Consider the following 13,847-nt stretch of genomic DNA (forward strand, 5'->3'; position numbering starts at 1 on the left):
CGGCGGCGCAGGCGGGGCGGCCTCAGGCTTCGATCCGGCGGCGCGCAGGGCGGCGGGCGCTGCGACCAGCACCAGCAGCAGGACCACGCCCACCGCGGCGACCACCGCCCCCTGCACGGCGACAGGCCAGCGCGGCCTGCGCCGCGTGGCGGGAGGAGTGGAGGTCAAAGGGGGCGGACTCCGGGAGGGAGCGGGAGCGGTGCTGCACGAATGAGGCATGTTCGTGTCAGCTGTAGCGGGCTCAAAGCTGGCGCGGCAAACGGTCCGGCGGCGTAGCTTCGCGGCATCGTTTCGCGCCGAAACAGCCGGCGCCCGGTGCGGCTTTCCTTTGCACCGCTCCTGATCGCTGTTAGGCGCCGTCCAGCCTCCGGGCGCCGTCAGGAGGCGTGTAGATCATGCTGTTCGTGCTCTTCGCCGCAGGGCTGTGGGCCGGCGTGCAGAACGCGCTCGCGGGCGGCGGCTCGTTCGTCACCCTGCCGACCCTGATCCTGAGCGGGCTGGACGCGCGGGCCGCCAACATCGCCTCCACCCTGGCGCTGTTCCCGGGCCAGGTGACCACCGGCTGGGTGGGCCGCAAGGCCGCGAGCGGGGCCGCGGGCCTGAGCTTCCGCACCCTCATGCTGATCAGTCTTGGGGGCGGCGCGGTGGGGGCGGTGCTGCTGCTCTCCACCCCTCCCAGCTTCTTCGCCCACATGGTGCCGTGGCTGGTGCTGTTCGCCACCGGCCTGTTCGCCTATGGCAGCTTCTTCAGGAAGGCCGACGCGGTGGCTCGGGGGATCGATCCCAAAGTGGCCGCGGCGCTGCAGTTCCTGATCGCGGTCTATGGAGGTTACTTCGGCGGCGGGATCGGCTTCCTCATGCTGGCGGCGCTGACGGCGGCGGGGCTGACGGTGCGGATCGCGGCGGCGAGCAAGAACGTGCTGGCCAGCGTGATCAACGCCGCCGCCGTGCTGATCTTCCTGTTCACGCCAGGCATACCCTGGACCCGGGTGGCGGTGCTCGGCGCCGGCGCGGTGATCGGCGGCTATGGCGGCGCCCAGCTGCTGCGCCGCGTGGACGAGCGGCTGATCCGCGGCTTCGTGGTGGTGCTGGGGCTTTGCTTGACCGTGGGGCTGTTCCTGCGGGGCTCCAGGTGAGCGTCGGCCGGACCGCGCCCGGCGCGCCGCGCGGCTGACGCCGCGATGGACACCGCCGAGGTCCTTGTCGTGGGCGCAGGCGTGGTGGGCCTCGCCGTGGCGAGAGCGCTCGCGCTCCAGGGCCGCGAGGTGGTGGTGGCCGAGGCGGGGCGCCTCGTCGGATCGCAGACCAGCGCGCGCAACAGCGGCGTCATCCACGCCGGCCTCTACTACCCGCCGGGCTCGCTGAAGGCGCGCCTGTGCGTGGAGGGACGCGAACGCCTCTACGCCTACTGCCGCGCGCGCGGGGTGGAGCACCGCCGCTGCGGCAAGCTCATCGTGGCGACCTCCGAAGGCCAGCTCGCGCAGCTCGACGCGATCGCGCTTACGGCGGCGAACGCCGGCGTGGAGGACCTGCGTCGCCTGGACGGCGCGGAGGCCATGTCGCTGGAGCCCGGTCTCCAGGCGACGGGCGCCCTGCTGTCGCCCTCCACCGGCATCCTGGACGTACACGCCTACATGCTGTCGCTGCAGGGCGAAGCAGAGGCGAACGGCGCCGTCTTCGCCCTTGGGACCGAGGCGACCTCCGTCACGCCGATGCGAAACGGTCTGGCGGTGGCGTTCGGCGGGGCGACGCAGCTTCTCGCCCGCGTCGTCGTGAACGCAGCCGGCCTGGGGGCCACGACCCTGGCGGCGCGGGTGTCGGGCCTTGGGGCTGAGCACGTGCCGCGCCTGCACCTCGCCAAGGGCAGCTATTTCAGCCTGAGGGGCCGCTCCCCCTTCTCCAGGCTGATCTATCCCGTCCCGCAGGTCGGCGGGCTGGGCGTCCACCTGACCTTGGACCTGGCCGGCCAGGCGCGCTTCGGCCCGGACGTGGAGTGGGTGGAAGCGATCGACTATCGCGTCGACCCGGCGCGGGCTCTGGCGTTCTATGAAGCCGTGCGCGCCTACTGGCCCAGGCTGGAGGACGGCCGGCTCGCGCCCGACTACGCCGGCGTCAGACCCAAGCTGTCAGGACCGGGAGAGCCGCCCGCCGACTTCCGCATCGACGGCGCGGACCGGCACGGGATCGCAGGCCTGATCAACCTGTTCGGCATCGAGTCGCCGGGGCTGACCGCATCGCTGGCGCTGGCGGATGTGGTGGCGGGGCGGGCGCGGGAGACCCTGGAAGATTGATCGCTTCGGGTCTGACCCGTTCGACGTGGCACGCCCCTACATCCGCTTCATCCTGAGCCCGTCGAAGGACGAGGCGTCGCGCCGCGGTGGGCGACATCGTCCTTCGACAAGCCCAGGATGAGGTTGACGGAGGTGGAGAGGGGCTAGCCGCTACGCCGTCCGCTCAACCGCGAAGTCGGCCAGCGCCTCCAGCGAGGCCCGCCACTCGCCGGACGCGAAGATGCGCAGTTCCGCCTTGGCGGCGTCGGCATAGTCCTGGGCCAGCGCCAGGGTGTCGGAAAGGGCGCCCGTGCCGGCGATAAGGTCGCGGGCGCGGCGGAAGTCCGCGTCGGACTGTTCGCCGTCCGCGGGGGGGGCGCCCACCGCGCGGCGCCAGAACTCCGTCTCGCGCGCGCCGCAGCGGCGGATGGCCAGCAGCAGGGGCAGGGTGACCTTGCCCTCGCGGAAGTCGTCGCCGGCGTTCTTGCCGAGCGTCTCGGACGCCCCGCCATAGTCCAGGGCGTCGTCGGTGAGCTGGAAGGCCAACCCCAGCTGCAGCCCGTAGGCCGCCAGCGCCTTCACCTGGGCCGCAGAACCGCCCGCTACCACCGCGCCGGCTTCGGCCGCGGCGGCGAACAGCTCGGCGGTCTTGCCGCGGATGATCTCCAGGTAGGTGCCCTGGTCCAGCTCCAGGTCGTGGGCGCGGGTGAGCTGAAGGACCTCGCCTTCGGCGATGATGCGCGAGGCGCGGGCCAGGATGTTCAGCGCCTGCAGCCGGCCCGTCTCCACCATCAGCTCGAAGGCGCGGGCGAACAGGAAGTCGCCGACCAGGACGCTGGCCGCCCCGCCCCAGATCAGGTGGGCCGCGACCTTGCCCCGCCTGAGCTTGGAGCCGTCCACCACGTCGTCGTGGAGCAGGGTCGCGGTGTGGATGAACTCCACCGCCGCCGCGAGCTTGCAGGCGCCCTCCCCGCCGCCGCCGCACAGCCGCGCCGCCGCCACAGTCAGCAGCGGGCGCAGCCGCTTGCCGCCGGCCTCGACCAGGTGTTCGCCCAGCGCAGGGATGAGGGGCACGTCGCTGGCCAGCCGAGCCCGGATCAGGGCGTCGACGCCGGCCATGTCCACGGCCGACAGCTCGAACAGCCGCTCCACGGAGGCGGGCGGCGCCAGGACGGGCGCGGTTGCGACTTCCAAGACTTGCTCCTGCGCCCGCGAGAGGCCCCGTAAGGGCCCATCGCCGACGGGCGGCACAATGGTTACACCGCCCTGCATGGTCAAGGATATGGGCGAGGCGAGGCCGGAATGTGAGAGCGGCGACGCCCTTCCCGGCGAGGCGTTTACTTGTGATGCGCTGATGGGTGGAGCCGTGCGGCTGCGCCAGCCGAAGACCGGCTATCGTGCGGGGCTGGACGCGGCGCTGCTTGCCGCCAGCCTGGGCCTGCAGGCGGGGGAGCGGGGTTTCGAGGCCGGCTGCGGCGTGGGCGCGGTCCTGCTGCAGGCGGCGGCGCGGAGTCCGCACGCCCAGCTCGTCGGCATGGAACGCGATCCGGCCTCCCTGGCGCTGGCTGAGGCGAACATAGCCATGAACGCCCTGCAGGATCGCGTCCGCGCCGTCGAGGGAGAGGTGGGGCGGCGCTTCCCGGCGCTGGGCCTGGCGCCGTTCGACGTCGCCTTCGCCAATCCGCCCTTCTTCGATGATCCCGGCGCACTTCGCGCTCCCTCGCCGGAGCGGATGGGGGCCTGGATGGCCGAGGACGGCCTGGCGGCCTGGACCGCCTTCCTGCTGAAGGCGGTGCGCGAGGGCGGCCGGGTCGTGGTCGTGCACCGCGCCGACCGGCTGGCGGACCTGCTGGCGGGGCTCGGCCAGGGCGGAGGGGCTTTCCGCATCCGCCCTGTGCACGCCTTCGCCGGCCGGCCGGCGAAGCGGGTGCTGGTGCAGGCGACCAAGGCCGGGCGGGGACCGCTGGCGCTCTTGCCGCCGCTCGTCCTTAGGGAAGGCGACGCCGGTCGTCCCGAGGCCGATCTCGTCCTGCGGGGTGAGGCCGACCTCGGCTGGGGCTGACTGGCAGGCGGTCAGCCTGCCACGAGGGCCGCGATCAGCGTCAGGGTCAAGGCCGAGAGCAGGGTGGAGAGCGCCACCACCCGGGCCGACCCCTCGCCGAACACTCCCGCCGTGCGCGCCTGTATGAAGACCGTCACGGCGGTGGGACAGGCGGCCATGACCACCGCAGCCGCGCGAAAGGCTGCGGGGGCGCCAGACAGCGTCACCGTCAACCCGACGCAGGCCGGCCCTGCGAGCAGCTTGATCGCGACCGCCGACCAGACCGGCGCCGCCGCCTCGCGCGGCTGGCCGGCCACCCGTCTGGCTGCCAGCACTGCGCCCAGGGCCACCAGCCCCGCCGCCGTGGCGCTGGCGGACAAGGTCGAGATCGCCGCCTCCACCGGAACCGGCCAGCGCCAGCCTCCCAGCATCTGCGCCGTTCCGATCACCGCCCCCGCAACGATGGGCGTGAACAGCCCGCGTCCCAGCGCCCGGAGCGTGCTGCGGTCCTCGCCCGACCCCCGGTGCAGCGACGCGCCCGACACCGAGGCCAGCACCACCCAGTCGATGGCCACCAGCGCCCCGGCCCAGCCCTGCGCACGCGCGCCGAGCAGCGACACCACCAGCGGCAGGCCGAGGAAGCCGGTGTTGCCGAGGCCCGCACACATGGGCAGCGCCGCCCGGACACCGGGCGGCCACCGCATGGCGCGTCCCAGGCCTGCGGCCAGGAGCAGCGGACAGAGCGCGCCGGCCGCATAGCCGACCAGCCCGAGGGCGATAGAGGGCGAGGGCGGCGTGGCCGCGCCCAGACTGTGGATCAGCAGCGCCGGGAAACCGAGCCAGTAGACGTAGCGCGACAGGCCCGTCACGCCGCCCGCGTCCAGCACGCGCCCTCGCGCGAGGGCGGCGCCGGCGAGCATGACCAGGAAGAAGGGCAGGACCTTCTGGATGATGGACACGGCGATCTCCGAAGGTGCATCACAGGGACAAGGCGGCCTGTTCCAGTATCGGCAAGCGGTGAGCGACCAAAGGCCGGCATGAAACTTTCCGCGGCGCCTCCAGGTTGGGAGGCGGCACGGATCCGAGGACGCCATGGAAGAGACGACCCGCCGCCAGCTCATGACCATCGCCACGGCAGGCGTCGCCGCCAGCGTCGCGGCTCCGGCCGGGGCCCAGCCCCAGCAGCAGCCCCTTGGCGGCAAGCAGAACCCGCGCGACAAGTACCCCAAGCCCCCCTTCCCGCCGCAGTCGCAGCCCTTCCCGGGACTGGCGGGCCAGATGAGCCCGCGCCCCGACCATGGCGAGGCGAGCTATGTCGGCTCCGGACGGCTGCGGGGCCGCAAGGCGCTGATCACCGGCGGCGACTCGGGCATGGGGCGTGCGGCTGCGATCGCCTTCGCCCGCGAAGGCGCGGATGTCGCCATCAACTACCTTCCCGTCGAGGAGCCGGATGCGCGGGAGGTCGTCGACCTGATCCGCAGGGCCGGGCGGACGGCGGTGCCGATCCCGGGGGACCTCCGGTCGGCGCCCTTCTGCCGCAGCCTGGTCGATCAGGCGGTGCGCGGGCTGGGTGGACTCGACATCGTGGTCAGCAACGCCGGGCGCCAGAAGTCCAACGCCTCGATCCTGGACATATCGGACGAGGATTTCGACTGGACGATGAAGACGAACATTTACGCGCCGTTCTGGATAATCAAGGCGGCCCTGCCGCACCTGCAGCCCGGCTCCGTCATCATCGGCACCACTTCGGAGCAGGCCTACGACCCGGCCTCCGATCTCTACGACTATGCGCAGACGAAGGCGGCGACGATGAACTACGTCAAGTCGCTGGCCAAGCAGCTCGGGCCCAAGGGCATCCGAGTGAACGGGGTCGCGCCGGGCCCGATCTGGACGCCCCTGCAGGTCTCCGGCGGCGCGACCGAAGGCAAGGTCGTGACCTTCGGGGCCACAGCGCCCCTGGGTCGCCCGGGACAGCCGGCGGAGCTGGCCGGCATCTATGTCAGGCTGGCCGAAGACGACGGGAGCTACACCACGGGTAACATCTATGGGGCGGGCGGCGGTCAGGGACAGCCCTAGCCGCTGCGCCGCCGTAACCCGTCGGACCAGGGACAATCCATCCATGCCGAACGCTCAGGTCTTCGTTGCAGCCGGTCTGCTCGCCGTCATGACCGGCGTCCAGCCATCCGGAGCCCAGCCTCCTGCGCCCATGTCTGCCCGTGACTTCGTCAAGGCGGCGTCGGCGTCGGATCAGTACGAGATCCAGGCCGCCCGCGTGGCGGAGGTCGAAAGCCGGGACGGGAGCGTGCGCGCCTTCGCCCGCAAGATGATCCAGGATCACACCCGCACCCGCCAAGCCCTGCAGCAGGCGAGCCTGGCGTCCGGCATGCCCCCGCCGCCCGACGGCATGAACGATGATGGCCAGAAACTGCTGAGCCAGCTGCAAAGCCTGAGAGCGCCGGACTTCGACAGGGCCTATGTCAGACAGCAGGTGCTGTCTCATCAGGAAGCGCTGGTCGTCGAGCAGGGCTACGCTGCGGACGGCTCCGATCCGAACCTGCGAAGGACTGCAGCGTCAGCTGTTCCGATCGTCCAGCACCACCTCGACATGGCGCGGCGGCTCCAGCCCTGACGAGCGGATCGCCTCCTGGGCCATCCGGTCATCGGGCGCTCAGGCTGGGCGCGGCGCATCGTCGGCTTGCCTGCTGAGGGCTGTCTGTAGTCTGGAGGGTGGCCAGGCGGCGGGTATAAGAGGGTGCACTTGCCGGGCGCCCTTCCGGCCCAGAGAGACTGCAGACCTTGAAACGCCCTTTCCTGATCGCCGCGCGGGCGGCGCTGGTCGTCTGCGTCCTGCTCACCGCCTGGGGTGCGTTCTCGCCCGCTACCGCCATGCGTCCCCACCTGTTCCCCTGGGACAAGGCTGAGCATTTCAGCGCCTTCTTCGCGCTGACCGCCTGCGCCCTGGCGGCCTTCCCAAAGGTGAGGATCGAATGGATTGCGGCGGCTCTCAGCGCGTGCGGCGCCCTGGTGGAGCTGATCCAGGGCCTGCCTTTCGTGCATCGCGACATGGACGTGAAGGACTGGGTGGCCGACACCGTGGCCGTGCTGGCCGTCGTCGGCGTCGTTCTCGTCGCGCGGCTGCGGCGTGAGCTGGCCAAGCCTTAACGTCCGGGTGTCGCGGCGCGTACGAGCGCACTCCGTTCGTCGGGGTCGAGAGGCCGCCAGCGCCCCTCCGGCAGGTCCGCCAGCTGCAGCGGGCCTATGCGCACGCGCAGCAGGTCGACGACGTCCAGTCCCACCGCCTCGCACATGCGCCGGATCTGGCGGTTGCGTCCTTCCCACAAGGTGACGTCCAGCCTCTGGCCGGCGATCCGGACAACCCGGGCCGGCTTCAGCGCACGCCCGTCCAGCCGCAGGCCGTGGCGCAGCCGCGCGATCCTGCGGTCGTCCAGGGGGCCGGACACCTGCACCACGTACTGCTTGTCGACCCGCGAGTCCGGCCCGATGACCGCCTTGGCGAGCACGCCGTCCTGGGACAGCAGCAGCAGGCCGCGAGAGTCCATGTCCAGCCGACCCAGCGGCGCAAGCCGTTCGCCAGCCGGCACGCCCACGCCATCGGCTCCCCACAGGGTCCCGCGGGTGAGCAGGCGGGCGGCGGGAACCTGGCGCCCCTCCGGCTGGGCGGAGACGATCCCGACCGGCTTGTTCACGACCACGCTGATCGGCGCGGCGTCGGGGCCCGAGGCGGCGTCTTCCAGGGTCAGGGTCTCGCCGGGGGCGATCTTGCGGCCGGGGTCGCCTACGCGCGCGCCATCGATGCTGAGCCGGCCGGCGGCGATCAGCGCCTCGGCTTCGCGCCGGGAGCACACGCCCGCCTGGGCCAGCCAGCGGTTGATCCGCTGGGGCTCGGCCTCCGTATAGACCCGCGTCCAGGCCATGGCTTCGCCTCGCCCCTCACGACCTCGCCCACGCGCGACGCAGATGCTGCGCGAACCCGGCATCCAGCGGTCCCGGGTCGGCGAGGTCGATCTGCGCCGTCAGCCGCTCGGACCAGCTCTCTCGTTCTCTTGGACACAGCCGCCCATCGAGCTCCGGCTCGACGGCCAGGCCAAGGCGCACGGCGCCACCTCCCAGCGGGCGCGCCGCGGCGAACTGATAGCGGCGCGAGAAGGCGGTGTAGGTCTTGCGTCGCCCTACCACCACGCCGCCCAGTCCGGTCGCCATCCTAGCCAGCGCCTTGAAGAGAACCTGCCTCGCCGGGTCGGCCCAAAGGGGATCGTCGCCGGACGGCGCTGGCGCGGTCGGCTCCGGGAAGGCCTCGGCGAGCACGGTGGAGGCGCGATTCTGGCCCAGGCCGTGCACCTCCTTCATCCAGGTCAGCCGGGCGCGGTGACGGGTCTCGGGACAGGTGCGGGCGATCTCGACCCAGGCCTCCAGCGTGCGGCCGGTGTCGCGCTCCAGGCCCTGGCGCACGGAGGCGAACCACTTGCGCTGCGGTTCGGTGAGGGTGGCGGGGTCCCAGTGCGGCATGTCGCGCTCCTTGCGCTTCCCTGAAGATCGTCCCGGGCCTAATCGTCCGAACGCCGGCGCCCGCTCGCGTCGGCGCCGGAGCCGAGGAGACCCGCTGATGAGCCTGGACGGCGCCTACGACCCCGACAACCTGTTCGCCCGCATCCTGCGCGGCGAACTACCCTGCGCCAAGGTCTATGAGGACGCGGACGTCTTCGCCTTCATGGACATCTTCCCGCAGTCGCGCGGCCATCTGCTGGTGATCGGCAAGGCCTCCCGTGCCCGCAACCTGCTGGACGTGGAGCCGGGCGACCTGGCGAAGCTGATCGCCGGCGTCCAGCGCCTCGCGCGGGCGACGCGGGCGGCACTGAAGCCGGACGGACTGGCGGTCAGCCAGTTCAATGGCGCTCCAGCGGGCCAGACCGTCTTTCACCTGCACTTCCACGTCATCCCCCGCTATGCGCACGAACCCCTACGCGGTCATGCGCAGGGGACCGCCGCAGATGCAGACGAACTCGCCGTCCTGGCCCGGGCGATCGCCGCCGAGATCGACTGACCGGGCTCAGCGCAGTTTGACGCGGGTGAACAGCATGAACGAGGCAGGGTTCGACCCGTAGGTCACGTTCAGCGCAGAGGGCAGCGAGTAGCGGCTGGCCAGTCCGCCCACATCCACTCCGTACACCCGGGCGAAGGGCAGGGTGTAGAAGTACCCGACGCTGTACTTGCTGACGTTGAACACCCGCCCGTACAGCGGACTGTCCGGATCGTCGGCGAACAGCTCGTTCTTGCTGACGTTCTCGGCGCGGGCGAACAGGGTGTGGCGGCCGAGCGCAGCCGCGGACTCCAGCAGGTAGGCGTCGCTGGTGATCCCCGGGCTGTCGGCGTCGCGGCCCCAGGCGAAAGTGGTCTGCCAGTCCCCGACGACGCCCTTGATCCGATACGCCTTGTTGTAGGTGGCCGAGGCGGTGGTGCGGTCCTGGTCCTGGGCGGGATCGAGCTGTTCAGGGCTCTTCAGGTGGGCGCGGCTGACCTGCAGCGACCAGTCGGGCGATGGATTCCAGCTTAGGCGGAGCGACCAGCTGTCCAGGCGTGGGTGGTCGAAGTCGTAGCGGAACTGGTTTGGCTCGCGGCCCTTGAACCATGAGGATTCGAGCTTCCAGTCGCGCCAGACCAGTCCACCGGTGACCACGCCGAAGGTGATATGGGTGGAGTCCAGCCAGTGGTGGTCTATGGGCGCCTCCGGGTTCGCGATGCCTGAGAAGCGGTGCATGTAGGTCACCGGCCCGATCGCCGGCTCGCCCGGCCAGCCGACGTAAAGGAAACCACTGAGATCGCGCTGGATCGGGTGGCTATAGACGCCAGCCAGCTCCATGGCGAGGTCGTGGGGGTGCTGGCGGTCGACCAGCTCCGTCTTTCCATCGGGGGTCTCGCCGGTTCCCAGGAGCAGCGGGTAGCCCCGTGCGCCCATCAGCGGGTCGAGGCTGCCCATGGCGCGCAGCGTGAAGGTCCCCCCGCCGAGCGGCCGCTGGGCCATGCCCATGAACATGGTCTCCACGAACGTCTTCTGGTCGCCACGCGGGCCGCCCTGATCGTCATAGTCGAGCGTGGCGTAGCCGTGCGCCATGAGCGACCAGCCGTAGGCCTCCCCCATCACCCCTTCCATCGGCGAGGAGTCCGGCTGCCACGAGGTCCCGGAGGCGTCCCGCAGGGCGGGATAGGCGGCGAGGTCGCCCTGCATGGAGCTCATGTTCATACCGCCCATGCCGGACCTGCCCATCCCCGCCAAGACGTCGGACGTGTTCGCGGCAGGCGCGGACGGCGTCGGCGGAGCGTCGGGCGCGGCGCTTGACGAGGGCATGGCCATGCCCGGCATCGGCTGGGCGCCGGCCGCGCTTCCGCTCAGGAGGAGGATGGCCGCGGCGCCTGCGAGCCCCCCCATGGCTGGCTTGCCCCCGTCACCCATCAGCGTTCTCCGTCGTCGAGGATAGGAGAGCTTCGGCCATGGCGGCGAACACGCCGCCCCACTCGCCCCGGACCTGCTGGCGAAAGATGCGGACGCTCGGATACCAGGGGCTGTCGGCGCGGGCCTCAAGCCAGCGCCAGTCGGGAACGGTGCTGATGGCCAGCCAAGTGGGAAGGCCGAGCGCGCCCGCCAGATGGACGGCCGCGGTGTCGCAGGTGACCAGCAGGTCCAGGTTGGCCAGCACCGCGGCGGTGTCGGCGAAGTCGCCGTCAAGATAGTCGGAGCCGAGGTCGAGCACCTCGAACGGGGCGGTCGCGAGCTGCTCCAGCCCGTCCCCCTTCTGCAGGCTGACCAGCCGCACGCCCGGGCGAGCCAGCGGCGAGAAGGCGATCAGCGGGATTGAGCGACCCTGCTCCACCTCGGAGCTGACATTGCCGCTCCACACGATGCCGACACGCAGGGGCGACGCGCGCCATGCGCGCCTGCCGTCTTCGCCAGAGGGTGCGGTATCTGCCAGACCCTGCGGGACGGCGCGTGACAGACCCTCCATCCGCATCCGCCATACCGCCGCCAGCTCCGGATCGGCTGAGAGATAGGGGCTCTGTCCAGGCAGGGCGGCGAGATCTCGGGCGAACAGGCGAGGCAGGCTGAACAGCGGGAGGCGGCAGGCGACCTCAGGCGGCGCCTCGCCATCCGTGACGAAGGTGTCGACCCCCGACGCACGCTCAAGCAGGCGCTTGAGCGGAGCGCGCGCCTGCAGCACCACACGGCCTCCGCGGGCCGCCACCTGGGGCAGGAAGCGTACGCACTGCAGGGCGTCGCCGAACCCCTGCTCGGCATGGACCAGGATGGCGGCGCCGCCCAGGTCCGAGCCGTCCCACAAGGGCTGGCGGAACTGCGCCTCGTCCCGCAGGCGCCCGGGGCGCTTCAGCCGCCACTCGTACTGGTCGAAGCCCTTGGCGTAGTCGCCCCGCTGCAGCCGCACGAGCGCCTGGTTCCAGTGGGCGTCGGCGAGATTGGGATCGAGGGCCAGCGCCTGCTCGTAGGCGGCCTCCGCCTCCGCCGCGCGGTTCTCGCGAAACAGCGCGACGCCGAGGTTGCACCAGCCTCCTGCCATGTCGGGGCGCAGCTCCACCGCGCGGCGGTAGGCGATTTCCGCCTGCGTATGCTCGCGCCGGCCCACCAGAACGTTGCCCAGGGTGGACCAGGCCTCCGCCATCCCGGCGTCCAGCTCAAGCGCCCGAAGGCATGCCGCTTCCGCTTCCGGGTAGCGCTTCAGGTCGCACAGGCACTGGCCGAGGTTGCTGTACAGCGAGGCCACCTGCGGCCACCTGGCGATGGCGTCCTCGAAGGCCTGCGTGGCCTCGGCGAAGCGCCCGCGGGCGAGCAGGGCCAGGCCAAGGTTGGAGCGGGCGGCGAGCAGGCCGGGATCGAGGGCGATGGCGGCGAGGTGGCCCAGGATCGCGCGGTCGAGCAGCGGCAAGACGCCGGTGTCGTTGCGGGTGCGCGCCCATTCCTGCAGCGCGCTTCCAAGATTCGTGTGCAGGCTCGCGATCGTAGGATCGAGGGCGATCGCAGCCTCGTAGACGGGGGCTGCGTCGGCGTGGCGGCCGAATTCAGCCAGGGTCAGGGCATGGTTCTGCAGCACCTGCGGATCACCGGGCCTAAGTCGCGCGGCGTCGGCGGAGTGGGCGAGCGCCAGATCCTGGCGGCCCAGCGCCTTGTGGGTGGCGGCCAGGTTGGCGTGGGCGTCGGCATGGCCGGGAGCCAGGGCGATCGCACGACGGTAGGCGGCTTCGGCCTGGGGAAGATGAAGCTGGCGCAGGCGGGCGTTGCCGAGGTTGTACCAGCCGTCAGCCCAGCTTGGGGCGAGGGTGAGCGCGGTCTCCAGCGCCGCCTCCGCCGCCTGGAGATGCCCCAGTTCGGTGAGCGCGACGCCCAAGTTGGCGTGAGCCTCGGCGCTGCGGGGCTCGAGCTCCGCGGCTCTGCGGAAGCGGTCCACCGCCGCCTCTCTGTGTCCGAGCGCTCGCAGAGCGACGCCGAGGTTCGCCTGGGCCGCGGGCAGGGCGGGATCGAGATCGGCCGCCTCCGTCGCCGCCGCGAGCGCCTCCTCCACCCGGCCCAGGCAGGTCAAGGCGTTGGCCAGGTTGGACAGGTCGCTGGCGCTGCGCTCCAGGGCCAGCGCCCGGCGCGTGGGCTCCAGGCTGTCGGCGAAGCGGCCCTGCTGCTGGGAGATCAGGCCGAGCATGCGCCAGGCCTGGGCCGCACGCGGATCGCGGTCGGTTGCGGCCTGGAAGCGGGTTGCGGCCTCCTCCAGGCGATGGGCGCGATGATGCGCCAGGCCGTCCACGATCAGCTCGGCGGCAGAGGCGGGCATGGGCCACTGCATGCCTCAATCTTGCGAAGGCAGGAAGGCCCGCGTCTTCGCGGGCTCGCCGTCGAACGCCACTCGCTGATGCATCTGGGGAGCACCGCCGGCCATGGCCGCGGCATCTTTTGCGCGCCGCTATCGCCACTCAAGGATCGTAGTCGGGCTTCAGGCCGCCCGGCAGAGCTGCGGATCGAGCCCGCAGGCGACATCCATCCGCAAGGCGTTCCAGTCCAGGTCCGGCCCGGGCTTGGAGGCGGCCTTGACCACGGCGCGCAGCTCGGCGGGCGAGCCGACGCCCACCACCACGGCTGAGGCCTGTGGTCGGGACAGGGCGAAGGCCAGCGCCGCCTGCATCGGGTCCGCACCCGCCTCGGCCAGCACGCGTCGCACGCGCGAGATGTCCGGCGACAGGGGCGCCGGCGCGGCCGTCGGGCCGCCCTCGAAGAACAGCAGGCCGTGCAGGAAGATCGAGCGCAGGTGCAGCTCCACGCCGCGCCCGGCGATCTCGTCCAAGGCCCCGGAGGCCAGCAGCCGCTGGTCGAGCAGGCTCAGCGGCAGCTGCATGAGGTCCGGCCGGAAGCGTCGGGCAAGCCCCACCGGATCGTCGCAGACACAGGCGGTGATGCCTAGCGCACCCACCACCCCCCTCTCCTTCAGCTGCAGCAGCCCGTCCCAGAGCTTCGATCCGTCAGGGGC

Annotated in this window: 14 protein-coding genes; 7 read left to right on the forward strand and 7 right to left on the reverse strand. The window is 71.7% G+C overall.

From position 1 onward, the window contains the following. Nucleotides 1-395: 395 nt before the first annotated feature. Nucleotides 396-1,136, forward strand: coding sequence for a sulfite exporter TauE/SafE family protein (locus HUV06_RS09395; RefSeq protein ID WP_174301009.1), 741 nt, complete (start codon nt 396-398; stop codon nt 1,134-1,136). A gap of 45 nt (nt 1,137-1,181) precedes the next feature. After that, nucleotides 1,182-2,291: an NAD(P)/FAD-dependent oxidoreductase gene (locus HUV06_RS09400; RefSeq protein WP_174301010.1), complete on the forward strand. Its 1,110-nt coding sequence runs from the start codon at nt 1,182-1,184 to the stop codon at nt 2,289-2,291. A 150-nt stretch (nt 2,292-2,441) separates the two neighbouring features. On the opposite strand, the gene HUV06_RS09405 is transcribed toward HUV06_RS09400, so the two are convergent. Further along, entirely contained in the window at nt 2,442-3,422 is a 981-nt protein-coding gene (locus tag HUV06_RS09405) for a polyprenyl synthetase family protein (protein WP_371811045.1), read from the reverse strand. A 202-nt stretch (nt 3,423-3,624) separates the two neighbouring features. Here HUV06_RS09405 and HUV06_RS09410 point away from each other — a divergent pair, with 202 nt between their 5' ends. Beyond that, on the forward strand, nt 3,625-4,332 hold the full coding sequence (locus tag HUV06_RS09410; RefSeq protein ID WP_254601017.1) for a methyltransferase: 708 nt from the start codon (nt 3,625-3,627) through the stop codon (nt 4,330-4,332). Nucleotides 4,333-4,343: 11 nt separating this feature from the next. Here the strand turns inward: HUV06_RS09410 and HUV06_RS09415 are convergent, their stop codons facing one another. Beyond that, complete coding sequence (locus HUV06_RS09415; protein ID WP_174301011.1) at nt 4,344-5,270, reverse strand: AEC family transporter; 927 nt, start codon at nt 5,268-5,270, stop codon at nt 4,344-4,346. A gap of 133 nt (nt 5,271-5,403) precedes the next feature. On the opposite strand from HUV06_RS09415, the gene HUV06_RS09420 reads away from it, so the two are divergent. From HUV06_RS09420 to HUV06_RS09430, 3 genes are all read left to right on the forward strand, one after another. Next, nucleotides 5,404-6,387 carry an SDR family oxidoreductase gene (locus HUV06_RS09420; protein WP_174301012.1) on the forward strand — a complete coding sequence of 328 codons (984 nt, stop codon included), beginning with the start codon at nt 5,404-5,406 and terminating at the stop codon, nt 6,385-6,387. A gap of 43 nt (nt 6,388-6,430) precedes the next feature. Then, entirely contained in the window at nt 6,431-6,940 is a 510-nt protein-coding gene (locus tag HUV06_RS09425) for a DUF4142 domain-containing protein (RefSeq protein WP_174301013.1), read from the forward strand. 167 nt (nt 6,941-7,107) lie between these two features. Next, a complete protein-coding gene (locus HUV06_RS09430) occupies nt 7,108-7,473 on the forward strand; it encodes a hypothetical protein (RefSeq protein ID WP_174301014.1) in 366 nt (121 codons plus the stop codon). On the opposite strand, the gene HUV06_RS09435 is transcribed toward HUV06_RS09430, so the two are convergent. Together HUV06_RS09435 and HUV06_RS09440 are read right to left on the reverse strand one after the other, a co-directional pair. Continuing rightward, complete coding sequence (locus HUV06_RS09435) at nt 7,470-8,246, reverse strand: pseudouridine synthase (protein ID WP_174301015.1); 777 nt, start codon at nt 8,244-8,246, stop codon at nt 7,470-7,472. The two genes, HUV06_RS09430 and HUV06_RS09435, sit on opposite strands and share 4 nt — an antisense overlap. A gap of 16 nt (nt 8,247-8,262) precedes the next feature. Beyond that, complete coding sequence (locus HUV06_RS09440) at nt 8,263-8,838, reverse strand: DUF4287 domain-containing protein (RefSeq protein ID WP_174301016.1); 576 nt, start codon at nt 8,836-8,838, stop codon at nt 8,263-8,265. Nucleotides 8,839-8,935: 97 nt separating this feature from the next. Between HUV06_RS09440 and HUV06_RS09445 the strand changes: the two genes are divergently transcribed. Next, nucleotides 8,936-9,373: an HIT family protein gene (locus HUV06_RS09445; RefSeq protein ID WP_174301017.1), complete on the forward strand. Its 438-nt coding sequence runs from the start codon at nt 8,936-8,938 to the stop codon at nt 9,371-9,373. Nucleotides 9,374-9,379: 6 nt separating this feature from the next. On the opposite strand, the gene HUV06_RS09450 is transcribed toward HUV06_RS09445, so the two are convergent. The 3 genes from HUV06_RS09450 to HUV06_RS09460 form a co-directional block, all read right to left on the reverse strand. Further along, nucleotides 9,380-10,780, reverse strand: a complete 1,401-nt coding sequence (locus tag HUV06_RS09450) for a hypothetical protein (RefSeq protein ID WP_174301018.1) — start codon at nt 10,778-10,780, stop codon at nt 9,380-9,382. Then, nucleotides 10,773-13,157, reverse strand: coding sequence for a tetratricopeptide repeat protein (locus tag HUV06_RS09455; RefSeq protein WP_174301019.1), 2,385 nt, complete (start codon nt 13,155-13,157; stop codon nt 10,773-10,775). The genes HUV06_RS09450 and HUV06_RS09455 overlap by 8 nt, the downstream gene beginning before the upstream one ends. A gap of 159 nt (nt 13,158-13,316) precedes the next feature. Next, the coding region (locus HUV06_RS09460; protein ID WP_174301020.1) for an aldo/keto reductase at nt 13,317-13,847 on the reverse strand (531 nt) is incomplete at its 5' end.

This window comes from Caulobacter sp. S45, from assembly GCF_903642205.1.
Classification (GTDB): Bacteria; Pseudomonadota; Alphaproteobacteria; order Caulobacterales; family Caulobacteraceae; genus CAHJWH01.